At 70.3% G+C, this 23,931-nt stretch carries 19 protein-coding genes; 17 read left to right on the plus strand and 2 right to left on the minus strand.

Translation table 11 applies throughout. The features are described from left to right. Window positions 1-68: 68 nt before the first annotated feature. Entirely contained in the window at window positions 69-716 is a 648-nt protein-coding gene (locus AB0N02_RS20535) for a phosphatidylserine decarboxylase (protein ID WP_363948702.1), read from the plus strand. Next, window positions 703-1,539 (plus strand): CDP-diacylglycerol--serine O-phosphatidyltransferase, encoded by an 837-nt coding sequence (gene pssA / locus AB0N02_RS20540; RefSeq protein WP_363948704.1) that lies wholly within the window; start codon window positions 703-705, stop codon window positions 1,537-1,539. The genes AB0N02_RS20535 and pssA overlap by 14 nt, the downstream gene beginning before the upstream one ends. A gap of 127 nt (window positions 1,540-1,666) precedes the next feature. On the opposite strand, the gene AB0N02_RS20545 is transcribed toward pssA, so the two are convergent. Beyond that, window positions 1,667-2,308 (minus strand): MBL fold metallo-hydrolase, encoded by a 642-nt coding sequence (locus AB0N02_RS20545; RefSeq protein ID WP_363948705.1) that lies wholly within the window; start codon window positions 2,306-2,308, stop codon window positions 1,667-1,669. After that, window positions 2,305-3,111, minus strand: coding sequence for a maleylpyruvate isomerase family mycothiol-dependent enzyme (locus AB0N02_RS20550; RefSeq protein WP_363948708.1), 807 nt, complete (start codon window positions 3,109-3,111; stop codon window positions 2,305-2,307). Before AB0N02_RS20550 ends, AB0N02_RS20545 begins: the two co-directional genes overlap by 4 nt. A gap of 220 nt (window positions 3,112-3,331) precedes the next feature. Between AB0N02_RS20550 and uvrA the strand changes: the two genes are divergently transcribed. The 15 genes from uvrA (at window position 3,332) to AB0N02_RS20625 (ending at window position 23,922) form a co-directional block, all read left to right on the plus strand. Continuing rightward, on the plus strand, window positions 3,332-6,172 hold the full coding sequence (uvrA, locus tag AB0N02_RS20555) for an excinuclease ABC subunit UvrA (RefSeq protein ID WP_363948710.1): 2,841 nt from the start codon (window positions 3,332-3,334) through the stop codon (window positions 6,170-6,172). 84 nt (window positions 6,173-6,256) lie between these two features. Beyond that, the gene (locus tag AB0N02_RS20560; RefSeq protein ID WP_363948713.1) at window positions 6,257-6,682 is read left to right on the plus strand and encodes a Rieske (2Fe-2S) protein; all 426 of its coding nucleotides are present in this window, start codon (window positions 6,257-6,259) and stop codon (window positions 6,680-6,682) included. 244 nt (window positions 6,683-6,926) lie between these two features. Next, a complete protein-coding gene (locus tag AB0N02_RS20565) occupies window positions 6,927-7,370 on the plus strand; it encodes a Rieske (2Fe-2S) protein (RefSeq protein ID WP_363948716.1) in 444 nt (147 codons plus the stop codon). Between the two features lie 167 nt (window positions 7,371-7,537). After that, the gene (uvrC, locus tag AB0N02_RS20570; protein WP_363949199.1) at window positions 7,538-9,523 is read left to right on the plus strand and encodes an excinuclease ABC subunit UvrC; all 1,986 of its coding nucleotides are present in this window, start codon (window positions 7,538-7,540) and stop codon (window positions 9,521-9,523) included. Beyond that, window positions 9,520-10,392, plus strand: a complete 873-nt coding sequence (gene rapZ / locus AB0N02_RS20575) for an RNase adapter RapZ (protein WP_363948718.1) — start codon at window positions 9,520-9,522, stop codon at window positions 10,390-10,392. Before uvrC ends, rapZ begins: the two co-directional genes overlap by 4 nt. Beyond that, on the plus strand, window positions 10,389-11,333 hold the full coding sequence (gene yvcK, locus AB0N02_RS20580; protein WP_363948721.1) for a uridine diphosphate-N-acetylglucosamine-binding protein YvcK: 945 nt from the start codon (window positions 10,389-10,391) through the stop codon (window positions 11,331-11,333). Before rapZ ends, yvcK begins: the two co-directional genes overlap by 4 nt. 91 nt (window positions 11,334-11,424) lie before the next feature. Then, window positions 11,425-12,405: a DNA-binding protein WhiA gene (gene whiA / locus AB0N02_RS20585; RefSeq protein WP_012892507.1), complete on the plus strand. Its 981-nt coding sequence runs from the start codon at window positions 11,425-11,427 to the stop codon at window positions 12,403-12,405. 1,367 nt (window positions 12,406-13,772) lie between these two features. Further along, on the plus strand, window positions 13,773-14,777 hold the full coding sequence (gene gap, locus AB0N02_RS20590) for a type I glyceraldehyde-3-phosphate dehydrogenase (protein ID WP_363948724.1): 1,005 nt from the start codon (window positions 13,773-13,775) through the stop codon (window positions 14,775-14,777). Further along, on the plus strand, window positions 14,777-15,979 hold the full coding sequence (locus AB0N02_RS20595) for a phosphoglycerate kinase (RefSeq protein WP_363948726.1): 1,203 nt from the start codon (window positions 14,777-14,779) through the stop codon (window positions 15,977-15,979). Before gap ends, AB0N02_RS20595 begins: the two co-directional genes overlap by 1 nt. Beyond that, on the plus strand, window positions 15,976-16,761 hold the full coding sequence (tpiA, locus tag AB0N02_RS20600; protein ID WP_363948728.1) for a triose-phosphate isomerase: 786 nt from the start codon (window positions 15,976-15,978) through the stop codon (window positions 16,759-16,761). The genes AB0N02_RS20595 and tpiA overlap by 4 nt, the downstream gene beginning before the upstream one ends. Window positions 16,762-16,893: 132 nt before the next feature. Further along, window positions 16,894-17,124, plus strand: a complete 231-nt coding sequence (secG, locus tag AB0N02_RS20605; RefSeq protein ID WP_363948730.1) for a preprotein translocase subunit SecG — start codon at window positions 16,894-16,896, stop codon at window positions 17,122-17,124. A gap of 79 nt (window positions 17,125-17,203) precedes the next feature. Continuing rightward, complete coding sequence (locus tag AB0N02_RS20610; protein ID WP_012892502.1) at window positions 17,204-17,551, plus strand: RNA polymerase-binding protein RbpA; 348 nt, start codon at window positions 17,204-17,206, stop codon at window positions 17,549-17,551. Window positions 17,552-18,249: 698 nt separating this feature from the next. Next, complete coding sequence (locus tag AB0N02_RS20615) at window positions 18,250-18,636, plus strand: hypothetical protein (protein ID WP_363948732.1); 387 nt, start codon at window positions 18,250-18,252, stop codon at window positions 18,634-18,636. Next, complete coding sequence (locus AB0N02_RS20620; RefSeq protein WP_363948734.1) at window positions 18,633-22,379, plus strand: AAA domain-containing protein; 3,747 nt, start codon at window positions 18,633-18,635, stop codon at window positions 22,377-22,379. The genes AB0N02_RS20615 and AB0N02_RS20620 overlap by 4 nt, the downstream gene beginning before the upstream one ends. 373 nt (window positions 22,380-22,752) lie before the next feature. After that, a complete protein-coding gene (locus AB0N02_RS20625) occupies window positions 22,753-23,922 on the plus strand; it encodes a UDP-N-acetylglucosamine--N-acetylmuramyl-(pentapeptide) pyrophosphoryl-undecaprenol N-acetylglucosamine transferase (protein WP_363948736.1) in 1,170 nt (389 codons plus the stop codon). Window positions 23,923-23,931 lie beyond the last annotated feature (9 nt).

Raw genomic sequence — 23,931 nt, forward strand, 5'->3', positions numbered from 1 at the left:
GTAGCATCCTGCCCCAGAGCGGGTAGACATACCGGTCTATCGCCGCCAGATATCACAAAAGGTTCCCTGTGTCCCACGATTCAGTAAGCCACCAGCCGGGCCGCGTACGGCTGGCACGTGGCGTCTCCCCGTGGTTGCTTCCGACCGTGGCGGCCGCCGCCGTGACCTCACTGCTCAGCCGTCGCGACCGGCGCTGGGCGCTGGCGGCGGTTCCGCTGACCGCGCTCACCGGTGGCATGCTCTGGTTCTTCCGGGACCCCGAGCGCACACCGGGCACGGCGAGGATCCTGTCGCCCGCGGACGGCGTGGTACAGAGCATCGACCCGTGGCCGGACGGCCGCACGCGCGTGGCCATCTTCATGAGCCCGCTCGACGTGCACGTCAACCGCGCCCCGCTGGCCGGTACGGTGACCTCGATCGAGCACGTCGCCGGAGGGTTCGTCCCCGCCTTCAACAAGGACAGCGACAAGAACGAGCGGGTCGTGTGGCACCTGGACACCGAGCTCGGCGACATCGAGATGGTGCAGATCGCCGGCGCGGTGGCGCGGCGCATCATCCCCTACCTGACGGTGGGGGCCAAGGTGGCCAGGGCCGAACGGGTCGGGCTCATCCGGCTCGGTTCCCGGGTGGACGTCTATCTGCCCGAGGGGATCGAGCCCGCGGTGTCGGTCGGCCAGCGCACCGTCGCGGGGGTGACCGGCCTTGACCACGGCTGACGCGAGCTGGCCCCTGGACGAGACGGACGACGAGCCCCGGGGGCCCGTCGGCAAGGCCTTCCGGCTCTCCGCCGCCGACTCCCTCTCCCTCGGCAACGCGCTGTGCGGCTTCCTGTCGGTGTGCGTGCTCGCCTGGTCGGCGATCCGCGCGCTGCAGGAGCACAAGCCCTTCGCGGCCGATCCCCGGTTCTTCGGCACCGCGGTGGTGCTGCTGCTGATCGGTGCCACCTGCGACCTGTTCGACGGCCTGGTGGCGCGCAAGTTCCGCGCCTCGGCCATGGGCGCGGAGCTGGACAACCTGGCCGACGTGATCAGCTTCGGGTTCGCCCCCGCCTTCATGGTGGTCATCTGGGCCGGGTTCAACCCGCACATCTCGTTCCCGCTGGTGATGGTCGCCGCGGCGTCGGTGCTGCTGGCCGGCGTCATCCGGCTCGCCAGATTCGCGTGCGTGAAGACCAAGAGCGGCGACTTCATGGGCCTGCCCATCCCGATGGGCGCCATGACCGTGGTCGCGGTCGTGCTGCTGTTCGCGCCCTCGACCTGGACCGTGCTGCCCATCTTCGGCATCGCCTACCTCATGGTCAGCCGGATCGAGTATCCCAAGCCCAAGGGGAACCTGGCCGCCGCGGTCCTGGCCTGGATGATGATCAACGTCGCCTGCCTGACCATCTGGGCCGCGGGCCTGGCCGGCGGCGACACCCTGATCAAGGTCGGTGCCATCATGCAGATCGCCATGGTCTCCGCCATCCCGCTGCGCGTGCTGATGTTCAAGCGGGAGAAGCGCAGGGAGCGCAAGGAGGCCGAGAGCCTCTCCTCCTTCTGACCTTCGGGCCCCCGCTCCTGCGGGGGCCGCGTCGCCCGGGCCGTACGGCGGTCCGGGCTGCGGGGGCGGGGCCGGCGATGACCGGGCCCGCCCGCCGCGGGTCATCGGCGTGGGTGCCGCGGGGCCGTCACCAGCCGCGCTCGCGCCACTCCGGAAGGGACGGGCGTTCGGCGCCCAGCGTGGTGTCCCTGCCGTGCCCCGGATACACCCAGGTCTCGTCGGGCAGCCGGTCGAAGATCCGCTCCGACACGTCGGTGAACAGCCGCTCGAACCGCTCCGGGTCCTTGTTGGTGTTGCCGACACCGCCGGGGAAGAGCGAGTCGCCGGTGAACAGGTGGCCGGGATGGTGCAGGGCGATCGAGCCGGGCGTGTGCCCGCGCAGGTGGACGACCTCCAGGGTGACCGTGCCGACGGTGACCCCGTCCCCGTGCTCGACCAGGAGGCCGACGGGCACGGGAAGTGCCGCCGCGTCGAGCGGGTGGGCCACGACCGTCGCGCCCGTCGCGCCCGCCACCTGCTCCAGCGCCTGCCAGTGATCGCGGTGCTGGTGGGTGGTGATGATCTTGCTGATCGGCCGGTCGCCGATGAGCTCCAGCAGCCGGTCGGCCTCCGCGGCGGCGTCGATGAGCACGCCGTCGCCGGTCTCGTTGCACCGCACCAGATAGGCGTTGTTGTCGAACGGGCCGACCGCCAGTTTGGAGATCGTCAGGGCGGGCAGCTCGCGGACGTCGGCGGGGCCGCCCACCTGAACGTCGCCGGTGTATGTCATGGGTACTCCTCCGGAGGGGTCGCGGGAAGACCGGGGGGTGCGGACAGCGCGGGCCACGGCGGCGGCACCGGAGGTGTCTCCGTGCTCGCGGGCCGGTTGCCCGTCGCACCCTCCGGCATCACCCTAAGCCCGGCGCCCGACGCGCGGCCGGTCAGCCAGCCCAGCAGGCTCCACGCGTCGCCCTGCACCACGGGGCCGGACCCGAGGTCCCGCCAGACCTGGTGATGCGTCTCCCAGTCCTTGACCTCCTCGACCACGATCTCACTGACCGTGCCGGGGTCGCGAGGCCAGCACACCATCGCGTCGTGCAGCTCCCGGCGGACGAACGCCTCGGGCCAGTCGGCGACCTCGTAGGCCGTCCCCAGGTCCACGTGGTGCACCTCCACCTCGCGCAGGCGGCGGGCCAGCACGTACCAGGCGGGGTGGCCGGGCGGGTTCATGCCGCTGACCGTCGCCGCCCAGCACTCCGCGGGCAGGGTGGCGATCGCCTCCGCCAGCCGGGCCGTACTGTCCTCCAGGTCGGCCAGCTGCTCCTTCGCCGGCCGGGCGGCTCCCGCCTCGATCTCGGCGTCGCGCCTGTCCGGATCGGGGTACTGCGGGGTCTCCATCCCGGTCCTGGCCCACGTCAGCAGGTTGACGTGACTGTCGGCGTTACGGGCGAGGTGGGTCAGGACATGTCCCCTGGTCCAGCCGGGCAGGCGGGAGGCGGCCGCGACGTCGGCGTCGGACAGTCTGGCCGCGGTGGCGAGAAGGCGGTCGTTCGAGGCGGTCAACTCGGCCTGGAGCGCGTCTGTGACATCCATCCCTACACTCCATCACCTGGTGAGGCGGTTGGGCCAGGGCATAAACGGGGTGTCCGGATGGTTGAAATCCCAAGTGGCCTGTAGGCCCCGCGGGGAGGCCGTAACCTGGTGAGGGCGGGGATCTCACCAGCCCCCAGACGTTGCTCCGAAAAACTGTCGGACCCCGTGGCTAGTCTTCCCGCGACCGCTTCTCAACCTTCACAACGACGTCGGGATCGCAGTGGCTGACCGCCTCATCGTGCGTGGCGCACGTGAACACAACCTCAAGGACGTCTCGCTGGACCTGCCACGAGACTCTCTGATCGTCTTCACCGGACTGTCCGGGTCGGGTAAGTCGAGCCTGGCCTTCGACACCATCTTCGCCGAGGGGCAGCGTCGCTATGTCGAGTCGCTGTCGGCCTACGCCAGGCAGTTCCTCGGGCAGATGGACAAGCCGGACGTCGACTTCATCGAAGGGCTCTCACCCGCGGTGTCGATCGACCAGAAGTCGACGAGCCGCAACCCCCGTTCGACGGTCGGCACGATCACCGAGGTCTACGACTACCTGCGGCTGCTGTGGGCGCGCATCGGAAAGCCGCACTGCCCCCAGTGCTCCCGCCCGATCGCCAGGCAGAGCCCGGAGCAGATCGTCGACCGGGTGATGGAGCTTCCGGAGGGCACCCGCTTCCAGGTGCTCGCCCCGGTCGTCCGCGGCCGCAAGGGAGAATACGCCGAGCTGTTCGGCCAGCTCCAGGCCAAGGGCTTCGCCCGGGCCCGGGTCGACGGCACCGTGGTCCGCCTCGACGAGCCGCCGACGCTGAAGAAGCAGGAGAAGCACGACATCGAGGTGATCGTCGACCGCCTTTCGGTGAAGGAGAGCTCCCGCAGCCGGCTGACCGGCTCGGTCGAGACCGCCCTGCAGCTGTCGGGCGGCACGATCACGCTGGAGTTCGTCGACCTTCCGGAGAACGACCCCAACCGCGAGCGCTTCTACTCGGAGCACCTCTACTGCCCCTACGACGACCTGTCGTTCGAGGAGCTGGAGCCCCGGTCCTTCTCCTTCAACTCGCCCTTCGGGGCCTGTCCCGAGTGCACGGGCCTCGGGGTGCGCATGGAGGTCGACCCCGACCTCATCGTCCCCGACCCAGAGAAGGCCCTGGGCGACGGCGCCGTCTCCCCGTGGGCCGGCGGGCACACCAGCGACTACTTCGTCCGTCTCATCGAGGCGCTCGGCCTAGCGATGGGGTTCAAGCTCGACACGCCCTGGGAGAAACTCTCCAAGAAGGCCCAGAAGGCGCTGCTGTACGGTCACGACGAGCAGGTCCACGTCCGCTACAGCAACCGCTACGGCCGCCAGCGCTCCTACTACACCACCTTCGAGGGGGTCGTCCCCTGGGTGCAGCGCCGTCACGCGGAGTCCGAGAGCGACGGCATGCGGGAGAAGTACGAAGGCTACATGCGGGAGATCCCCTGCCCGGCCTGCCAAGGGGCCAGGCTCAAGCCGGTCTCGCTGGCCGTCACGGTGGACGGCCGCTCGATCGCCGAGGTCTCGGCGATGTCGATCGGCGACTGCGCCGAGTTCCTGGCCGGGCTCACGCTGTCCGACCGGGACATGCACATCGCCGAGCGGGTGGTCAAGGAGATCAACGCCCGGATGGGCTTCCTGCTCGACGTGGGTCTCGACTATCTGACCATGGACCGCGCCTCGGGCACCCTCGCCGGTGGCGAGGCGCAGCGCATCCGCCTGGCCACCCAGATCGGCTCCGGGCTCGTCGGCGTGCTCTACGTGCTCGACGAGCCGTCCATCGGCCTGCACCAGCGCGACAACCAGCGGCTGCTCGAGACTCTGATCAGGCTGCGTGACATGGGCAACACCCTCATCGTGGTCGAGCACGACGAGGACACCATCGCCGCCGCCGACTGGGTGGTCGACATCGGCCCCGGCGCGGGCGAGCACGGCGGCCAGGTCGTGGTCTCCGGCACCGTGGACGAACTGCTGGCCTGTGAGGAGTCGCTGACCGGCGCCTACCTGTCGGGCCGCAGGAGCATCACCATCCCCGCCAACCGCCGCAAACGCGACAGGAAGCGGCAGATCACGGTGAAGGGCGCCCGGGAGCACAATCTCAAGGGCGTCGACGTGGAGTTCCCCCTGGGGCTGTTCACGGCGGTCACCGGCGTCTCGGGGTCGGGCAAGTCCACGCTCGTCAACGACATCCTCTACAACGCCCTGGCCAAGGAGCTGAACGGCGCCCGGACCGTCCCGGGCCGCCACGCCCGGGTCAACGGCATGGATCTCGTCGACAAGGTCGTGCACGTGGACCAGTCGCCGATCGGCCGCACCCCCCGCTCGAACCCGGCGACCTACACCGGTGTCTTCGACAAGGTGCGCGATCTGTTCGCGCAGACCACCGAGGCCAAGGTCCGCGGCTACCAGAAGGGCCGGTTCAGCTTCAACGTCAAGGGCGGCCGCTGCGAGGCCTGCTCGGGCGACGGCACCATCAAGATCGAGATGAACTTCCTGCCCGACGTCTACGTGCCGTGTGAGGTCTGTCACGGGGCGCGATACAACCGGGAGACCCTGGAGGTCCACTACAAGGGCAAGACGATCTCCGAGGTGCTCGACATGCCGATCGAGGAGGCCCTGGGCTTCTTCGACGCCATCCCGTCCATCAAGCGCTATCTCAAGACGCTCAACGACGTCGGCCTCGGTTACGTCCGCCTCGGCCAGCCCGCGACCACCCTGTCGGGAGGAGAGGCACAGCGCGTCAAGCTCGCCTCCGAGCTGCAGCGCCGCTCCACGGGCCGGACGATCTACGTGCTGGACGAGCCGACCACCGGCCTGCACTTCGAGGACATCCGGCGCCTGCTGGGCGTGCTGGGCAAGCTCGTCGACGGCGGCAACACCGTCATCGTCATCGAGCACAACCTCGACGTGATCAAGACCGCGGACTGGATCATCGACATGGGGCCCGAGGGCGGTTCCAGGGGCGGCACCGTGCTGGCCACCGGCACCCCCGAGGAGGTCGCCCTGGTCGACGCCAGCCACACCGGCCGCTTCCTGCGCAAGATCCTGGGCAGCTGAGCCCGTTTTCGGGAGCGAACGCCCTCGTCAATACCCTTGACGAGGGTGCCCGCCTCCGACGGGCGACGTTGCGGAAGGGCCGTAATGAGCAGCAGTGACGAGTCCGGCATGCCCACGCGCAGGCACGTGATCGGTGCCGCGGCCGTGATGGCGTGCGGGGCGGCGCTCACCGGATGCGCCGCCGGAGAGACCGGACCGGCCGTCGTGCCCCCGGGGGTCAAGGGGAAGGTCGTCGCGCGGACCGCCGACGTGCCCGTGGGCGGCGGCAAGGTCATCACCCAGTGGAAGATCGTGATCACCCAGCCGACGGCGGGCGTGTTCAAGGCGTTCAACGCCAGCTGCCCCCACCGGGGCTGCGCGGTCGGCAGGGTCGCCGACGGGATCATCCGCTGTCCCTGCCACGGCAGCGAGTTCGCCGCCGACTCCGGAAAGTGCCTCAAGGGACCGGCGGAGGCCCCGCTGGCCGAGTACGCCATGAAGGTCGACGGCGACGGCATCGTCATGCTCTGAGCTCCGCCGTCCGGCACGTGCGTCCCTCCGGGCCGTCGGCGGACCGGACGCACGCCCGTGACCCGGCGGCCGCGGGCGGGCTGGGCGGTGGGCCGGTTCCTCCTCCGGAGGGCCGCACTCCGGGACACACTTCAAACCTATCGAGACGGTAATTCTTCACAGCCTTTTGATGCCGGGTGCGGCATGCTGAACCGGCGCCGGAGTGCCGGCCGTACCCGAGGATGAGAAAGCTGGTGGGGCAACCATGGCAGAGACGACGACACGCCGCGCGGTGATGCTGGGCGCGGGAGGCGTCGGGATGGCGGCGCTGCTGACCGCGTGCGGCGGCAACGAACAGCCGGCCACGGGGGGCGCCTCCACGGCCGCCGCCCCGGAGACGGGGTCGGGAGCCGGGGGATCGGGCGCGGCGCTGGCCAAGACCGGTGACATCCCCGAGGGGGGCGGCAAGGTCTTCAAGGCCGAGAAGATCGTGGTGACCCAGCCGAAGGCGGGGGAGTTCAAGGCCTTCAGCTCCGTGTGCACCCACCAGGGGTGTGACGTGGGAAGCGTCTCCGGCGGCACGATCAACTGCCCCTGTCACGGCAGCAAGTTCAGCATCGCCGACGGCTCCGTCACCAACGGCCCGGCCAACAAGCCGCTCGCCGAAAAGACGATCAAGGTCGAGGGCGACTCCATCGCCCTCGGCTGAGCGACGCCGGCGGAGCCGTGAACGGCGCCGTCCGCGGCATCGGCATCGGGCGGGTCGCCCGGTGCCGATGACCCACCGGCGGTGTGGCGGAGGTGAGGCGGATAGGGGCCTTTGAGAAGGGGATCCTGTCGGTGAAGGCCTATAGGCTTTTGAACGTGGCGAGATCTATGGGCGGTCCGGCGAGTTTCCGGCCGAAGCCGGGGTCGATCCCCGAGTCCCCCGGCGTCTACCGATTCCGGGACGCCGGAGGCCGGGTCATCTACGTGGGCAAGGCCAAGAGCCTGCGCCAGCGGCTGAACACCTACTTCGCCGACTTCGCGGGACTGCACCCGCGCACCCAGACCATGCTCACGACCGCCGTGGACGTCGACTGGACGATCGTCGGCACCGAGGTTGAGGCGCTCCAGCTCGAATACTCCTGGATCAAGGAGTACGACCCCCGTTTCAACGTCAAATACCGTGACGACAAGTCCTACCCCTACCTCGCGGTCACCATGGGGGAGGAGTTCCCCAGGGTCCAGGTGCTGCGCGGGGCCAAGCGCAAGGGCACCCGCTACTTCGGCCCCTACTCCCACGCCTGGGCGATCAGGGAGACGGTCGACCTGCTGCTGCGGGTGTTCCCGATCAGGAGCTGCTCGGCGGGGGTGTTCCGGCGCGCCGCCCAGATCGACCGGCCCTGCCTGCTGGGTTACATCGATAAGTGCTCCGCGCCGTGCGTCGGCCGGGTCAGCGCCGACGAGCACCGGGCGCTGGCCGACGACTTCTGCGACTTCATGGCGGGCAACACCGGCCGGTTCACCAGGCGACTGGAGCGCGAGATGCGCCAGGCCGCCGCCGAGCAGGAGTACGAACGGGCGGGCCGGCTGCGCGACGACATCCAGGCGTTGCAGCGGGCGATGGAGAAGCAGGCGGTGGTGCTGGCCGACAACACCGACTGTGACGTGATCGCGCTGGTCGAGGATCCGCTGGAGGCGGCGGTTCAGGTCTTCTACGTGCGGGGCGGGCGCATCAGAGGTCAGCGCGGCTGGGTGGTCGACAAGATCGAGGACGCCGGGCCCGGCGAGCTGGTCGAGCAGTTCCTGCTGCAGATGTACGGCGAGGCGACCTCCGAGGCACTGCCGAGGGAGGTGCTGGTGCCCGCCCTGCCGCCGGACGCCGAGGCGGTCGCCGAGCTGCTCACCGAGCACCGGGGGGCCCGGGTCGAGATCCGCGTCCCGCAACGCGGCGACAAGAAGACGCTGATGGAGACCGTCGAGCGCAACGCCAAGGAGGCCCTCACCCAGCACAAGCTGAAGCGGGCCAGCGACCTGACCGCGCGGAGCAAGGCGCTGCAGGAGGTCGCCGACGCGCTCGGCCTGGACCAGGCGCCGCTGCGGATCGAGTGCTACGACGTCTCCCACACGCAGGGCACCAACGTGGTGGCCTCCATGGTGGTGTTCGAGGACGGGCTGGCCCGCAAGAGCGAATACCGCCGTTTCTCCGTCAACTCGACCGAGGGCGACGTCGCCTCGATATACGAGGTGATCTCACGCCGGTTCAAGCGCCACCTGGAGGAGCGCTCGGCCACCGGGGAGCTCGACGCGGAGCCGGGCCCGGACGCGGTCCGGGAGACGGGCCCGGAGGGAAGCACAGAGGGGAGCGCAGAGGGGAGCGCGGGGCCGGGAGCCGAGCCGGGCGTCGACCCGGAGACCGGCAGGCCGCGCAAGTTCGCCTATGCCCCCAACCTGGTCGTGGTGGATGGCGGACCCGCCCAGGCGGCCGCCGCCCAGCGGGCGCTCGACGAGCTCGGCGTGGACGACGTGGCGGTCTGCGGTCTGGCCAAGCGGCTGGAGGAGGTCTGGCTTCCGGGCGAGGACCTGCCCGTGATCCTGCCCCGGTCGAGCGAGGCTCTTTACCTCCTCCAGCGTGTGCGCGACGAGGCCCACCGCTTCGCCATCACCTACCATCGGTCCAAGCGGTCGAAGAGCGTCAAGGAAAGCGCCCTGGACGAGGTTCCCGGGCTCGGCCCTGCCCGCAGGCAGGCCCTGATCAAGCATTTCGGATCCGTGAAGCGGCTGCGAGAGGCGACCGCTGCCCAGATCTGCGAGGTTCCCGGGATCGGCCCCGCTACGGCCGAGACGATCGTGTCGGCGTTGAAGGGGGAGAACCCATGAACGAAAGAGAACCCGCGTTCGTCATCGTCACCGGCATGTCGGGGGCGGGACGGAGCACCGCTGCCAAGGCCCTGGAGGATCTGGGCTGGTTCGTCATCGACAACCTGCCGCCCGGCCTGCTGTTCGCCATGGCGGAGGAGGCCGGGAGGGTCAAGCTGGCCGCCGACAAGGTGGCCGCCGTGGTCGACGTGCGCAGCCTGGCCTTCACCACCGACCTCAACGCCGCGATCGAGGAGCTGGAAGGGCGCGGCGTCGCGGTGCGCGTGGTGTTCCTCGAGGCCAGCGACGAGGAACTGGTCCGCAGGTTCGAGAACGTCCGCCGTCCGCACCCGCTGCAGGGAGACGGCAGGCTGGTCGACGGAATCGCCCGCGAGCGCGGCATCCTGCGTGAGGTCCGCGCCAACGCCGACCTGGTCATCGACACCTCCAACCTCAACGTCCACGAGCTCCGCGGCAAGATCGTCGCCTTCTTCGGCGGCGAGGACCGGCCCGGACTGCGGGTCAACGTGGTCTCCTTCGGCTACAAGTACGGCCTGCCCGTCGACGCCGACCTGGTCGTCGACTGCCGCTTCCTGCCCAACCCCCACTGGGTTCCCGAGCTCCGCCCGATGAACGGCCTCGACGCCCCCGTGCGCGACTACGTTCTCAACCAGTCCGGCGCCAAGGAGCTCCTCGACGCCTACGAGGAGGTGGTCGGCATCATCGCGGCCGGCTACACCCGCGAGGGCAAGGGCTACGCCACTCTCGCCGTCGGCTGTACCGGCGGCAAGCACCGCAGCGTCGCCATGGCCGAGCAGATCGGCGGTCGATTGCGAGATCGGGGAGGCATGGAGGTGCAGGTGAGCCACCGGGATGTGGGCCGGGAGTGAGCGGAGACATCGGAGACATCAAAGTCGTCGCCCTGGGCGGCGGACACGGACTGTACGCCTCGCTCTCGGCGCTGCGCAGGGTCACCTCCGGGCTCACGGCGGTGGTCACCGTGGCCGACGACGGCGGATCGAGCGGGCGGCTCCGCCGCGAGCTCGGCGTGCTGCCCCCGGGAGACCTGCGGATGGCCCTGGCCGCGCTGTGCGGTGACGACGAGTGGGGGCGGACCTGGAGTGAGGTCGTGCAGCACCGGTTCCGCAGCGAGGGCGACCTGCACGGGCACGCCGTCGGCAACCTGCTGATCGTGGCGCTGTGGGAGCGGCTCGGGGACACGGTCGCCGGTCTCGACTGGGTGGGACGGCTGCTCGGCGCGCACGGGCGGGTGCTGCCGATGGCGTCGGTGCCGCTCGACATCGCCGCCGAGGTGGAGCTGGACGGCCGGGTGAGCACCGTGTACGGCCAGGTGGCGTGTGCGCTCACCCCCGGCAGGGTCCGGGCCATCTCGCTGCTGCCGGAGGATCCGCCCGCCTGTCCGGAGGCGGTCCAGGCGGTGCTGGAGGCCGACTGGGTGGTCTTCGGCCCGGGGTCGTGGTTCACCAGCGTGCTTCCCCATCTCAAGGTGCCGGAGCTGGCCGACGCCCTGCACCGCACCCGGGCGCGCCGCCTGGTCGCGCTCAACCTGGCCCCGCAGCCAGGGGAGACCGACGGTTTCTCGCCCCAGAAGCACCTGGAGGTGCTGCGCCAGCACGCTCCGGACCTGGAGATCGACGTGGTGCTCGCCGACACCGGCGTGGCCGAGGACGAGGAGGAGCTGGAGAAGGCCGTGGCCGGGTTGGGCGGGCGTCTGGTCCTGGCCGAGGTGGCCGACGAGGACGGCTCGCCGCGGCACGATGCGCAACGTCTTGCCTCCGTCCTGGACGAGATTTTCCGTGAGAAGCGTTGATCCTGGTCAGCGCCGCTCAGGAGTGCGAGAAACTTCTGTGAGCCTGGTTTCTCGGGCCGCACGAGGTCTGTATGGGGGAGGACGAACGCGCATGGCGATGACAGGTGTGGTGAAGGACGAGCTGAGCCGGTTGCCAGTCCTGAAGCCTTGCTGCCGTAAGGCCGAGGTGTCGACGCTCCTGCGGTTCGCGAGCGGGCTGCACCTGGTGGGCGGGCGGATCGTGATCGAGGCGGAGCTGGACACCAACGTCACCGCCAGGAGACTCATCAAGGACATCGGCGAGGTGTTCGGGCACAAGGCCGAGGTGCTCGTCCTGGCCCCCGCGGGACTGCGCAAGGGATCGCGCTACGTGGTCAGGGTGTATCGCGACGGGGAGGCGCTGGCCCGGCAGACAGGCCTGATCGACAATCACGGCCGCCCGGTCCGCGGTCTGCCGCGTCAGGTGGTCGCGGGGGCGACATGCGACGCGGAGGCCGCGTGGCGGGGCGCGTTCCTGGCACACGGGTCCCTCACCGAGCCGGGCCGCTCCATGTCGTTGGAGGTCACCTGCCCGGGCCCCGAGGCGGCGCTCGCCCTGGTCGGCTCCGCCAGGCGACTGAAGATCCACGCCAAGGCCCGCGAGGTCCGCGGCGTCGACCGCGTCGTGGTCCGCGACGGCGACGCGATCAGTGCGCTGCTCACCCGGCTGGGCGCCCATGACAGCGTGCTGGCCTGGGAGGAGCGGCGCATGCGCCGCGAGGTGCGGGCGACGGCCAACCGGCTGGCCAACTTCGACGACGCCAACCTGCGGCGCTCGGCCCGCGCCGCCGTCGCGGCCGGGGCCAGGGTGCAGCGGGCTCTGGAGATCCTCGGTGAGGAGGCTCCCGAGCACCTGGTGATCGCCGGACGCCTGCGGGTCGAGCACAAGCAGGCCTCCCTGGAAGAACTCGGTCAGCTCGCCGATCCGCCGCTGACCAAGGACGCCATCGCCGGGCGCATCCGCCGCCTGCTCGCGATGGCCGACAAGCGCGCCCAGGACATCGGCATTCCCAACACCGAGGCGAACCTCACCGTCGACATGCTGGCGCCCTAGCCCTAGCCCGCGCCCCCGGCGCGGTGGCCGGGCTCCTCGCCGTGCCGGTGCGGGACGGATCTGCGGCCGGCCTCCGGCGTGGCCGGGGGCGGTCCGGCGGAGAAGCCGGGCGGGCGGAGGACGCGGGAACGGTCCGCGGGACGGGGACCGGCCGGGATCAGGTTCTGGGAGGCCGTGCCGGTTCCCGGTGCGCGGCTTCCCGGTGCCGTGGCCGGGAGCGTTCGCCGGATTGAGCACCGTTCACCGGCGTCGGCCCACTCCGTTTCGCCAACCGTCGTACCGGCTCCTGGGGGGTTCACGGCGGTTTCTGGTGTTATGGGCGGAGGCGTTCGCCGGGGTGGATGCCGCTTGGCGGTGTCGATCCGTTTCGCCTCGCCGAGCCCTGTGCCGGTGCTTGGGCGGTTGCGGGCGGGGTGAGGGGAGGAGCGGTTCGCAGGATCGTGGTGGCGGGGCTGTCCGGGGACCGGGGGCGGCTCTTGGGGGCCCGTGGTGGCTTTCGGTGCTGGGCCGGGGTGTTCCGCCAAGGGAGGCGCTGTTCGTCGGTGTGGATCCGTTTGGGCTTCGCCGGACATCGTGTCGGTGCTCGGGCGGTCTCGGACACGGTGAGGGCGGCGGTGAAGGCGGCGGTGGTCACCGCACTGGGCGGGGCCGGGCTCGGTCGTGATGATCCTTTCTGCCGGGCGGGTTCCGGGGCGGGCTTTCGGGGGTCGGAGCCGAGGCCGGGGGTGGGGTGGGTGGTGGCTTTGATCGGGTTGGGGAAGTCAGGGTGCTGTGACGGGTTGTCGGGCAGGCCAGGTTCCGGGTGAGGCCCTCGGGAGGTGAAGGGGGTGTCTTTGGGAGGGTCTGGGGTCGATCGTGGTGCCGTGGAGTGGGTTTTTGGTGAGGCGGGTTTTGGCTGGGGACTTTGTGTGGATTAGTGGGTGATTGGTGTTTTTGGGTGGATTGAGGTTGGTCGTGATGGGGGCTTTTGGCGAGGCGGGTTTCGGGCACGGTGTCTTCCGGCCGGCCGTGTTCCGGGTGGGGTGCGCTTTTCCGTCCGGGGGTGCTCCTCGCTCGCCGCCGCCCCGTGCGGCCGGTGCCACGGGTGCGGAGTCGCCCGGGGCTGAATCGCTCGCTTCAGCGCTCCCTTCGTCCGTGAATTTCGCCATGTCATAGCAGGTCATTCTGGGGTTTTTCCCGCCTACAGTGACAAGTCGGGCACTCGACTTGAACGGTGTGATACCTGCCCATGGGGTTAGGGAGAACGGACTTGACCCCGCAAGTGGTCTAAACCAATTTGGGTCCGATAGGGTTCGTGATTGAGGTTTCAGCCAGCTCAAGTCGCCGGTCCGACGGATCGGCGCACGACGTACGAGGAGATCGGCACCGTGAGCATCCGCGTAGGCGTCAACGGATTCGGCCGCATCGGTCGCAACTTCTGGCGTGCGGTCGCTGCCAGCGGCAAGGACATCGAGATCGTTGCGGTCAACGACCTGACCGACAACGCCACGCTCGCCCACCTGCTCAAGTACGACAGCATCCTCGGCCGCCTGCCGTACGAGGTGAAGAGCACCGCCGACGAGATCATCGTGGACGGCAAGGCGATCAAGGCCTTCGCCGAGCGCGACCCCGCCAAGCTTCCCTGGGGTGACCTGGGGGTGGACGTCGTGGTCGAGTCCACCGGCTTCTTCACCGACGCCAACAAGGCCAGGGTGCACGCCGAGAACGGCGCGAAGAAGGTCATCATCTCGGCTCCGGCCAAGAACGAGGACGTCACCGTCGTGATGGGCGTCAACCACGACAAGTACGACCCGGCCAACCACACGATCATCTCCAACGCGTCGTGCACCACCAACTGCCTGGCCCCCATGGCCAAGGTCATCAATGACACCTTCGGCATCGAGAAGGGTCTGATGACCACGATCCACGCCTACACGCAGGACCAGAACCTGCAGGACGGCCCGCACAGCGACCTGCGCCGCGCCCGCGCCGCCGCGCTGAACATCGTGCCGACCTCGACCGGCGCGGCCAAGGCCATCGGCCTGGTGCTGCCCGAGCTGAAGGGCAAGCTCGACGGCTTCGCGCTGCGCGTGCCGATCCCCACCGGCTCGGCCACCGACCTGACCGTGGACGTCAGCCGCGAGACCACCGTCGAGGAGGTCAACGCCGCGCTCAAGGCCGCCGCCGCCGGCGCGCTCAAGGGCTACCTGACCTACACCGAGGACCCGATCGTCTCCTCCGACATCGTCACCGACCCGTCGTCCTGCATCTTCGACGCCGGTCTGACCAAGGTGATCGGCAACCAGGTCAAGGTCGTCGGCTGGTACGACAACGAGTGGGGTTACTCCAACCGCCTCGCCGACCTCATCGAACTGGTCGGCGCCGACCTCTGATGAAGGATCTCTCTGAGTTCGACGTGAAGGGTCGGCGCGTCCTCGTACGCGTCGACCTCAACGTCCCCCTCGACGGGGACGTCATCACCGACGACGGCCGCATCCGGGCCTCGGTGCCGACGATCAAGGAGCTCGCGGACAGGGGCGCGCGCGTGATCGCCTGTGCCCACCTGGGCCGTCCGAAGGGCGAGCCCAACCCGAAGTACTCCCTGGCCCCCGTGGCCAGGCGGCTGGGCGAGCTGCTGGAGGCCGAGGTCGCCTTCGCGGCCGACGTGGTCGGACCGTCGGCGCAGGCCGTGGTCGAGGGTCTCCAGGACGGCCAGGTGGCCCTGCTGGAGAACCTGCGGTTCGAGCCGGGCGAGGAGTCCAAGGACGACGCCGAGCGCGCCGCGTTCGCCGGGAAGCTGGCCGCCTTCGGCGAGATCTACGTGGGCGACGGCTTCGGCGCCGTCCACCGCAAGCACGCCAGCGTCTACGACGTTCCGCTGCTCCTGCCGCACGCGGCGGGCGCGCTGGTCCTGGCCGAGGTCGGCGTCCTCAGGCAGCTGACCGAGAACCCCGCCAGGCCGTACGTCGTGGTGCTCGGCGGCGCGAAGGTCTCCGACAAGCTCGGTGTCATCGGCAACCTGCTCACCAAGGTGGACAGGCTGCTCATCGGCGGCGGCATGGCCTACACCTTCCTGGCCGCCCAGGGGTACGAGGTGGGCCAGTCGCTGCTGCAGCGCGACCAGCTCGACCAGGTGCGCGACTTCCTCAGCGAGGCGATCAAGCGCGGCGTCGAGATCGTCCTCCCGGTCGACGTGCTGGCCGCCACGCACTTCGCCGAGGACGCCGGGTACGAGGTCGTCGACGCGACCGCGATCCCGGCCGACAGGCAGGGCCTCGACATCGGCCCGCGCAGCCGCGAGCTGTTCGCCACGAAGCTCGCCGACGCCGAGACCGTGTTCTGGAACGGCCCGATGGGCGTCTTCGAGTTCGAGGCGTTCTCCGGGGGAACCAGGGCGGTCGCCGAGGCGTTGATCCGGTCGGAGGCCTTCACGGTCGTCGGAGGCGGTGACTCGGCCGCCGCCGTGCGCCTGCTCGGCCTCCCCGAGGACGGTTTCTCGCACATCTCCACCGGTGGCGGCGCCAGCCTCGAATATCTGGAGGGCAAGACCCTGCCCGGACTCGTCGCGCTGGAGGCGGAGGTGAGCGACCGATGAGCACGCCGCGCAAACCGCTCATGGCCGGCAACTGGAAGATGAACCTCAACCACCTTGAGGCCATCGCCACCACCCAGAAGCTGGCGTTCGCACTCAACGACAAGGACTTCGACAAGGTCGACGTGGCGGTCCTGCCGCCGTTCACGGATCTGCGCAGCGTGCAGACCCTGGTCGACGGCGACAAGCTGCGGCTGCTGTACGGCGGGCAGGACCTGTCACAGCACGACGGAGGCGCCTACACCGGAGACGTCTCCGGGGCGATGCTCGCCAAGCTCGGATGCACCTTCGTCGTGATCGGGCACTCCGAGCGGCGGCAGTACCACAACGAGGACGACACCCTGGTCAACGCCAAGGTGAAGGCGGCCTACCGTCACTCGCTCACGCCGATCCTGTGCGTGGGGGAGGGGCTGGAGGTCCGTCAGGCCGGTGGACAGGTGGCCCACAGCGTCTCGCAGCTCGACGGGGCGCTCGCCGGGGTTCCGGCGGAGCAGGTCACATCCATCGTGCTGGCCTACGAGCCGGTCTGGGCGATCGGCACCGGCGAGGTGGCCACCCCGGCCGACGCGCAGGAGGTCTGCTCGGCACTGCGTTCCCGACTCGCCGAGCTGTATGACGGCGAGGTGGCCGCGGCTGTCCGTATCCTTTACGGAGGCTCGGTCAAGTCCGACAACATCGCCGGCATCATGGCTCAGCCGGATGTGGACGGAGCCCTGGTCGGAGGCGCGAGCCTTGACCCGGGAGAGTTCGCCAAGATCTGTCGCTTTAGCGAAATGTCTGGCTGACTGAGCCGTTCGGAGGGTACGACTTGACAACAGGTCGTACCCTCTTAGAGCAAGTTTGAATCGTCACGCCACAGGCGTCATACAAGGGGCGCGCCCGGACGCGGGTCGCGCGCACACAGGGACAGGTCAACGGTGACAATCGGAATCTCCATCGCTCTCATCCTGGCGAGCCTGCTGATGGTGCTGCTTGTTCTGCTTCACAAGGGCAAGGGCGGTGGCCTGTCGGATCTGTTCGGCGGCGGGTTCTCGTCGTCGTTCGGCGGCTCCTCCGTGGTGGAGCGCAACCTTGACCGGCTCACCATCATCACCGGTGTGGTCTGGTTCGTGTGCATCATCGCGCTGGGTCTGCTCCTTAGGCCCTGATCGGCTACGACAGGCGTGACAGTGGTTCAGCCCCTCGCATCCAAACGAGCGCAGGGGCCATCGAGCGAGGAGTTCATCCGTGGGTAGTGGCAACGCGATCCGTGGCAGCCGTGTCGGCGCCGGCCCGATGGGGGAGGCGGAGCGTGGCGAGGCGGCTCCCCGTGTAAGGGTTCCGTTCTGGTGCGCGAACATGCATGAGACGCGTCCCAGCTTTGCCAGCGACGCCGCCGTGCCGGAGTTCTGGGACTGCCCCCGGTGCGGTCTTCCGGCCGGTCAGGACGAGGCCAACCCGCCCGCGCCGCCGCGCAACGAGCCTTACAAGACGCACCTCGCCTACGTGAAGGAGCGCCGCAGCGACAAGGACGGCGCCCAGATCCTGGCCGAAGCCCTGGAGCGGCTGCGCTCCTCCTCGCGCCCCATTTACTAGTACGGCACGCCGAAGGGCCCCCGCGGAACGTCCGCGGGGGCCCTTCGGCATGTCGTCGTCCAGGAAAGCCGCCGGGCGGGGATCCTCTGCGCCCTGTCCGTATCCCCCGCCTGTTTTCCAGCGGTTCGCGCTTTCCCCGTCCACGGAGGTCCGGGTCTCTTCAATCGCGAGCAGGGGGAGCGGGGGCGCCCGCTCTCGGTGGCCCGGTCCCGGTGGCCCGGTCCCGATACGGCGCGGTGGTGAGGGAGAGAACCGGGAACGGGCCGGAACCGAGGCTGAAATGCGGGCAATATTGCGCTTTTGTCTGATCTGTCCCGTAAACCGGTCAAATCTCGGGGGCTCTTGTCGGTGAATCGGGATTCGTCATCGTGGCTCTCTCGGGAATGCTTTTTCGGTTGACCGTAAGGTGTTGTTACGGATCCGCTCAGGGCGTTGAGCAGCGGGAATCGCGTTTGCGATCTTCGGGTTCCCTGCTGGAGAATGAGGTGTCGCGCCCTCTGTGGATTCATTGGAAAAGCCGTATCGAACGGGAAAGTGCTACATTTCCGCCCCTGTGGCGATAATCTTCTCGGGATTATTCGGGCGCCTTTCGCTTTACGCATCCGGATGACTTCGCCGCCGCCGTCATACCCGGCCGCCAGGCTCCCGGTGTCCTCTCCCGCTGTCTTCGACCTGCTCCGTGAACCGAGGGAAACCGCATGGACAACACAGAATCGACGGTGCGACTGGAGGTCCTCACGGGCGGAGACTCCCTGAGGCAGGAGCGGCTCACCCGCGCGCTCCGTGACGAGCTCGTGAGGGTCGACGGCGTCACCGTGGAGTTCGAGGTCACCCGGGCGGTCCCGGCCGACGGGCGCAAGAGCGCGGTCGCGGCCGAGGCGGTGCTCTGGATGACGCTCGCGGCGTCGGCGAGGCCCGTCTCCCAGCTGCTGATCACGGCGATCAAGGAGTGGTGCGCGGTCGAGCGCCACCGCAAGGTCAGCCTCTCCGACGGAGAGCGTTCGATTGAGATCTCGGGGCGCCCGGACGCGGCTCAGGAGCGGCTGGTGCGCGAGTTCCTGCGCGATGACGAGGAGGCCCGTTGAGCGGATCGCTCCGCCGTAAGGCCCTGCTGATCGGCACGGAGACATACGCCGACGGCCGGTTCGGGGCGCTGCCGTCCACCCGCGCGGACCTCTGGCAGATGCGGCAGGTCGTCGAGCATCGAAGCATCGGCGCGTTCGCGTCGGTGCGGGTGGTCGCCGACCCCACAGCCGACGACATGCGTTTCGAGATCGCCGAGTTCCTCGAGGGCTGCGAGCAGAACGAGCTGGCCCTGCTGTACATCACCGGCCACGGGACCCGGCTGGCGCAGTCCACCGGTGAGTTCTTCTTCGTGGCGGCGGACACCGACTTCGACCGGATCGCGGAGACGGGGGTCGGCGCGGGCTTCGTCAACGAGCGTCTCGAGGAATGCTGGGCACCGCAGAAGGTGGCCGTCCTCGACTGCTGCCGCAGCGGCGGCTTCGCCCTGGGCTGGCGCACCGGCGACGGGAAGCCCCAGGCGGCGGCGAAGTCGGCGGAGCCCGCCCCGCTGTCCAGCAGGGGGGTCTACGTGATCGCCTCCTCCAGGGCGGGTGAGGACTCCTACTCCGGCGCCGACACCTCCGCCGGGCCCGAACCCTCCGCCTTCACCGCCCAGCTGGTCGAGGCGCTGCGCACGGGAAAGGCCGGCCGGGACAGCGCGGGCCAGGTCTCGGTCGACGACCTCTTCGACTACGTCAACCGGCGCATGCGCGGCCTGGACCGGCGGCAGATCCCGGTCAAGTCCGCCCTCGCCGTCGACGACCGGATCATCCTGGCCGGCTGTCCCCAGGGCGCCGCCCCGGTCCTGGCCCCGCTGATCCGGAGAACGGCCGAGCCCGCGTCGGTCCCGCCGGGCGTCTCCGGTGCCGCGCCTCCCTCGAAGGGGTCCGCCGCGGCGCCCACCTGGCCGAGGCTGCTGGACTACTACCGCAGGTGCGTGATCTCCGACGAGGTGGAGACGCCCCTGCTGACGGTGGCGGACCACGGCGGTTCGTACGTCTGCCTCACCGGCCCCGAGCGTTTCCTGTCGGGAGACGTGGACGACGACGGCTGCACCCCGCTCACCCCCGAGGTCGCGGAGCTGCTCGACAGCCCCGCCGGCAAGGCCCAGGACACGGAGCTGTGGGCCGGATATCCGGCGGTGGTGCTCACCGGGTCGCCCACGGGACGTTCCCCGCGGTCGCCGCGGTTCGCCCCGCTGCTCATGCGCCGGGTCGAGGTGGTCTTCGAGGGGGAGGCGGCGCGGCTGAGGCCGTACGGGCCGGTGGTGCCCCACCCGCGCCTGGCCCGTGACCGGCTGGGTCCGGAGGAGGCCGCCGAGCTCGCCCTCACCTACCAGCCGACCTGGCACACCGGGCAGCACGACCGGATGGCCGTCGACCTGCGAAACCTGCTGCTCAACGACTTCGAGCTACCGTGCGTCCAGGAGCTCAGACCGGATCGGCTGGCCGGGCCCATCGACGTCCGCACTCCCGCCCACGGGGCGCGCAACGCCGCCGTGCTCTTCCTCATGCCCCGCGACACCGTGAGGACGAGGAAACTGCTCGAGGACTTCGCCTCCATCGCCGGAAAGCTCTCGCAGATCCCCCGGACCGCGCTCGCGGCACTGTCCCCGGAGGCGGACGCCGTACCTCGGGAGCCCGGCGAGAGCACGGAGACCATCCGTCTGGTGACACCCCTGCCCGCCAACGAGGCGCAGCTCGCCGTGCTGCGCTCGGCGCTGACCCGCCGCCTCACCGTGGCCACCGGTCCTCCGGGAACGGGCAAGAGCCAGCTGGTCGCGAACCTGGTCGCCACCGCGGTGGCGAACGGCCGGAGCGTTCTGGTCGCCTCGACCAACAACCAGGCCGTGGACGAGGTGTGGCGGCGGTGCGAACGGCTTGTCCCCGGCACCGTCGTCCGCACCGGCTCCCGCGGCGGCGAGACGGACTACCGGCAGCAGGAGGCGGCCACCCTCCAACGGCTGCTCACCACCCCGCCGCCGGTCCGCACCCTCCTCGGTGCCCAGGCGGAGGTGGACCTGGCCGGTCAGGGGCTCGACGCCCTGCGCACGGAGCTCGCCGAGGTCGCGCACACCGAGCGACGGCTGCGCCAGGCGGGAGAGGACAGGGACGGGCACGCCCGCGAGCTCGGTGTCGCCGCTCCCGCGCTGGCCGAGGCCCTCGGGGCCGACGAGAGACTCCCGCGGTGGGAGCGCAGAGCCGCCCGCGCGGCCCGCGCGCGTTTCCTCGGCCGGTGGCGTCGCACCCGCCTGCTGCGCGGGCTCGGCCTGGCCGTCGGCTCCGATGACGCCGAGGCCTGCGCGGCCGTCGCGCGTTTCGCCGACGCGGAGCGCCGCTGGCGTCGGGGGCGAGAGCGGATCCGTACGGCACGCGGCGACACGCCCCTGGCCGAGGCCCTCGGCGAGGCGGAGGCGAGCGTCCAGGCCTCGGCGGCGACGCTGCTGGAGAGCACGGTCCGGGCCGGGGCCACAGCCGGTCGCCAGGGGATCTCCGGGCTCCTGCAGGCGGCCGACGGCCCGCGCAGCGACTGGCCCGCGGTACGGGCGGTGCTCGCCCACGTGCGCGGCTGGGCCGTCACCAGCCTGTCGGCGCGCCGCTTCCCGCCCGACCCCGCGCTCTTCGACCTGGTGATCATCGACGAGGCCAGCCAGTGCGCGATTCCCCACGTCGTCCCCCTGCTGTTCCGGGCCCGGCACGCCCTGGTCATCGGCGACGTCATGCAACTGCCGCACATCGCCAGGATCGGGCCCGAGCACGAGGCGGCGATCCGGCGTGACAACGGACTGCGCGCCGACTGGCTGGAGAAACAGCGCCTGGCCTACCGGCGTCACTCGGCCTTCCACGCGGCCGAGCGCGCCGCGGGCGGGAGCATGCTGCTCGACGAGCACTACCGCTGCCACCCCGACATCATCGAGGTCTCCAACGACCTGTTCTACGGCGGCAGGCTGGCCGTTCTCACCGACATCCGGTCCCGGCCCGCCGTGGCACGCCCGGCGGTCACCTGGGCGCCCGTCACCGGCAAGGCGATGCGTCCCCGTTCGGGAGGATCCTGGCTGAACCCGGCGGAGATCGAGAAGGTGGGCGAGTGCGTCGACTACCTCGTACGGCACCTGCCCGCCGAGGCGACCATCGGGGTGGTCACCCCCTTCAAACCCCAGCAGGAGGCGCTTCGCGAGCGGCTCTCCCACGAAAAGCGAGTGCGGGTGGGCACCGTTCACACCTTCCAGGGTGGCGAGTGCGACGCGATGGTCTTCTCCCTCGTCGCGGCCGAGGGGATGCACTCCGGAGCGATCAGCTGGGTCGACCGCCAGCTGAACCTCTGGAACGTCGCCGTCACCCGGGCCAGGTCCCATCTCGTCGTGGTCGGCGACCCGGAGCTGTGGCGTGAGCGCGGTGGCGTCGGCGCGGCGCTCCTGCGAGCCGCGGGCGCGGCGGGCGCGGCGGAGGGAGCGGGCGGTGACGAGGGCGACGATCTGCTGCTACGCCTGTACCGGGAGTTCAGGGCCGTTCCCGGCGTCTCCGTCGAGCTCGGCGGGACCGTGCACGGTCACCGCGTCGACGCGGTGCTGGAAAGCGGGGGCCGGGTCACCGCCGTGCTGCTCGACCGGGGACCCGGCGAGGGCGCCGACCACGCGCGGCACCTCCGCCTGATGCTGCGCCGCCGGGAACTGCTGGTCTCCCCGGACGGGCGGGGGAGCGCCACCAGGCTGCCGGCCTGGAGGCTGTACGACGCCGACGCCGTCCGTGAGGTGCTCGGCTGAGAGGGCTTCCCGCCGGACGGCACGCCGCATCCCGGAGCACCGTGTCCCGGAGCGTTGTGTCCCGGAGCGCGAGGGGAGGGCGAATCGTGGTGAAAGCGGGGGGAATGCCGGGGATACGGGAAGATAAGGTGCTGTACGGAGTTGAGGCCGAATATCGTTTCCGGTGTCCCCGGAAACCAGGGTGAGGACCGGACGGTCACCCGCCGCGCACGGCGGGGTGCCGTGACCGGCCGCCCGCCCCCCGACGGGGCGGCGGCCGTACTCACGCTGAATTGGATCTTCATTGGGACTCCGGGTAGCGTGCGCGGGGCCGCCGGACACGTCGGCACGGCCGAGGACATGGACGATCGCAACGCTGGAAGGACACGCACACATGAACGCCGGAAACCGTCGCCCCCTGCGGATGCTCGTCACCGGAGGCGGGACCGGCGGTCACACCTACCCCGCGCTGACCACCGTCGAGGCCGTCCGTGAACAGGCCGCCGCCCGCGGTCTCGACCTCGACGTGCTCTGGGTGGGTACGGCGAGCGGCCTGGAGGCCCGCATCGCGGCCGAGCACGACATCCCCTTCCGGGCGATCAAGGCGGGCAAGCTCCGGCGCTCGCCCAGCCCCCGCGAGCTGCTCACCAACCTCGCCGACATGTTCCGGATCCCCGTCGGCGTCCTGCAGGCCTTCGGCATCGCCGCCCGCTACCGCCCCGACGTGGTGCTGTCCACCGGCGGATACGTGTGCGTTCCGCTGGGACTGGCCTCCCGGCTGCTCGGCCGTCCGCTGGTGATGCACGAGCAGATCACCGCGCTCGGCCTGGCCAACCGCATCCTGGCGCGTTTCGCCACCCGGATCGCGCTCACCCACCCGTCCTCGATCGAGCACCTGCCCGCCTCGGCGCGGGACCGGGCCGTGGTCACCGGCAACCCCGTCCGGCCCCATCTGCTGAACGGCAACGCCCCGTCGGGCCGCTGGCACTTCCGGCTCTCGCCCGAGCTGCCCCTCATCTACGTGACCGGCGGCGCCCAGGGAAGCCGCCAGATCAACACCCTGGTCGAGGCGATCCTGCCCTCGCTGCTCACCCGGGCGCAGGTCCTGCACCAGTGCGGTGCCGACTGGATCGCCAAATTCACCGAGACCGCCGCCGCGCTCCCTCCCGAGCTGGCGGGCCGCTACCAGCCTGTGGCCTACGTCGGCGCTGAACTCGCCCACGTCTACGCCGCCGCCGACGTCGTCGTCTCCCGCAGCGGCGCCGGCACCATCGCCGAGCTGACCGCCGTGGGCAAGGCCTCCGTCTTGATTCCCCTGATCCCGTCCGCGGGAGACGAGCAGCGGCAGAACGCCCGCTACCTGGTCGAGGCGGGAGCCGCCAACGCGCTCCTCGAAGCCGGTCCCGGTCCCGACCGGCTTCTCGCCGAACTCGACGCCCTGCTCGCCGACTCCCAGGCCCGCGTCACCATGGCCAAGGCCGCCAGATCTCTCGGCCGCCTCGACGCCGCCGACGCCCTCGCTCAGGTGATCCTCCAGGAGGCCGACCTCACCGAGGCCGGGTGAACCGCCGGC

The organism is Streptosporangium sp. NPDC051022, assembly GCF_040683035.1.
In the GTDB taxonomy this organism is placed as follows: Bacteria; Actinomycetota; Actinomycetes; order Streptosporangiales; family Streptosporangiaceae; genus Streptosporangium.